This window comes from Haloferax profundi (genome assembly GCF_001469865.1).
GTDB classification, from domain to species: domain Archaea; phylum Halobacteriota; class Halobacteria; order Halobacteriales; family Haloferacaceae; genus Haloferax; species Haloferax profundi.
In genome coordinates this window covers 1-2,110 of sequence record NZ_LOPV01000411.1, presented here as the reverse complement: position 1 = coordinate 2,110, position 2,110 = coordinate 1, and the positions used below count along the sequence as shown (strand labels likewise).

The 2,110-nt window shown below is 62.2% G+C and carries 2 protein-coding genes; one reads left to right on the top strand and one right to left on the bottom strand.

Annotated features, from left to right (window positions below):
- Positions 1-280: aminotransferase class I/II-fold pyridoxal phosphate-dependent enzyme (locus AUR66_RS14100; RefSeq protein ID WP_157533139.1), on the top strand; the 280-nt coding region annotated here is incomplete at its 5' end.
- Between the two features lie 179 nt (positions 281-459).
- On the opposite strand, the gene katG is transcribed toward AUR66_RS14100, so the two are convergent.
- A partial coding sequence (gene katG / locus AUR66_RS14095) for a catalase/peroxidase HPI (protein ID WP_058572925.1) occupies positions 460-2,110 on the bottom strand: 1,651 nt, incomplete at its 5' end.

Sequence of the window (2,110 nt, the reverse complement as noted above, 5' to 3'; positions counted from 1 at the left end):
GTACGAACGCCGCCGTGACACGCTCTACGATGGACTTCGAGCAGTCGGCTTAGACCCCGTCAAGCCAGACGGTGCCTACTACATGCTCGCTCGGTATCCGACCGACGAAGACGACACAGCGTTCACACTTCGCCTCATCCGCGAGGCCGGCGTCGCGGCAGTCCCTGGGAGTAGTTTCTACACGGAGGGGTCTGCAGATTGGGTTCGCTTCACCTTCTCTCGTAACGAAGCGACAATCGAAGAAGCACTCGCTCGCCTCGACGAGAATCGGTTCTGGTAGGGGGCAGTAGTCTTACCGGCGAACCAACGCTGTTGAGCGCTCCAGTCGGAGAGAGAGAGGGTCTGAGCACGCGACACGCACTCAGTGCTCGTTCACGACTCGTCCACGAGACCGGTGCAAGGACGGTGGCACCACCCTACCGAGAGGTCGTACGCAGACACCGACCCTGAGCTCTCGATTTACTGGAGGTCGAAGCGGTCGAGGCTCATGACCTTGTCCCACGCATCGACGAAGTCGTGCACGAACTCCGCTTCTGCGTCGGCGCTTCCGTAGAACTCTGCGATGGCGCGGAGGCGCGAGTGTGACCCGAAGATGAGGTCCACGCGCGTCCCCTTCCACTTGAGTTCGCCCGACTCTCGGTCACGGCCTTCGAACACGTCTTCGGCGTCCGAGGACGGTTCCCACTCTGTGTCCATAGAGAGCAGGTTCACGAAGAAGTCGTTGGTCAACGTCTCCGGTTCGTCGGTAAAGACGCCGAGGTCAGACTGCTGGTAGGTGGCGTTCAGTGCGCGCATCCCGCCGACCAGCACCGTCATCTCGGGTGCCGTCAGGTCGAGCAGGTCCGCCTTGTCGACGAGGGACTCTTCGGCTGGTCGGTCGTTTCCGTCTTCGACGTAGTTGCGGAACCCGTCGGCGCTCGGTTCGAGCACCTCGAAGGATTCGACGTCGGTCTGTTCTTGGGAAGCATCGGTGCGGCCAGGTTCGAACGGAACCTCTACGTCGTACCCAGCATCTGCGGCCGCCTGTTCGACGGCGGCACAGCCACCGAGCACGACGAGGTCGGCGAGCGAGACTCTCGTCTCGTCGGACCGGGAACCGTTGAAGTCCTCCTGAATAGTTTCGAGGACTCCGAGCACTGTCTCCAGTTGGTCCGGCTCGTTCACGTCCCAGCTTCGCTGTGGTTCGAGGCGGATGCGGCCTCCGTTTGCACCACCGCGCTTGTCGCTGTCGCGGTACGTCGACGCCGACGCCCACGCAGTCTTGACGAGTTGGGAGATAGAGAGTTCGGAGTCGAGAATCTCTGCTTTGAGGTCAGCAATCTCCGCTTCGCCGATGAGGTCGTAGTCAGCGTCTGGGATGGGGTCCTGCCAGAGCATCTCTTCGTCCGGAACTTCCGGACCGAGGAACCGAGACGGCGGGCCCATGTCGCGGTGGATGAGTTTGTACCACGCCTTCGCGAAGGCCTCTTGGAACTCGCGGGGGTTCTCGTTGAAGCGCTCGATAATCTCGCGGTAGTCTGGGTCCCGCTTGAGCGCGATGTCCGTCGTCAGCATCATCACGTCTTCTTTCTCCGACGGGTCCTCGACGCCTGGTGCGGCGGCGTCTAACTCGTCGTTCTTCGTGGTCCACTGCCACGCGCCACCGGGGCCTTTCTCTGGCTCCCACTCGTAGTCGAGCAGGTTGTCGATGTAGCCCATGTCCCACTGAATCGGTGCAGACGTCCACGGGCCCTCGATACCACTGGTAATCGTGTCAGCGCCTTTGCCGGAGCCGAACTCGTTCTCCCAGCCGAGGCCCTGTTCTTCGATTGGGGCCGCTTCCGGCTCGGGCCCGAGGTTGTCACCAGAGTCGGCACCGTGGACTTTCCCGAACGTGTGCCCGCCGGCGATGAGCGCCGCCGTCTCCTCGTCGTTCATCGCCATGCGACCGAACGACTCTCGGATGTTCTTCGCCGACGCTTCTGGGTCGGGTTGGCCGTCCGGACCTTCCGGGTTCACGTAGATGAGACCCATCACGGTTGCTCCGAGTGGCTCTTCGAGTTGCCCGTCGTCGGTGAAGCGGTCGGATGCCTCCATCTCGTTCTCGGGACCCCAGTAGACAGACTTGTCG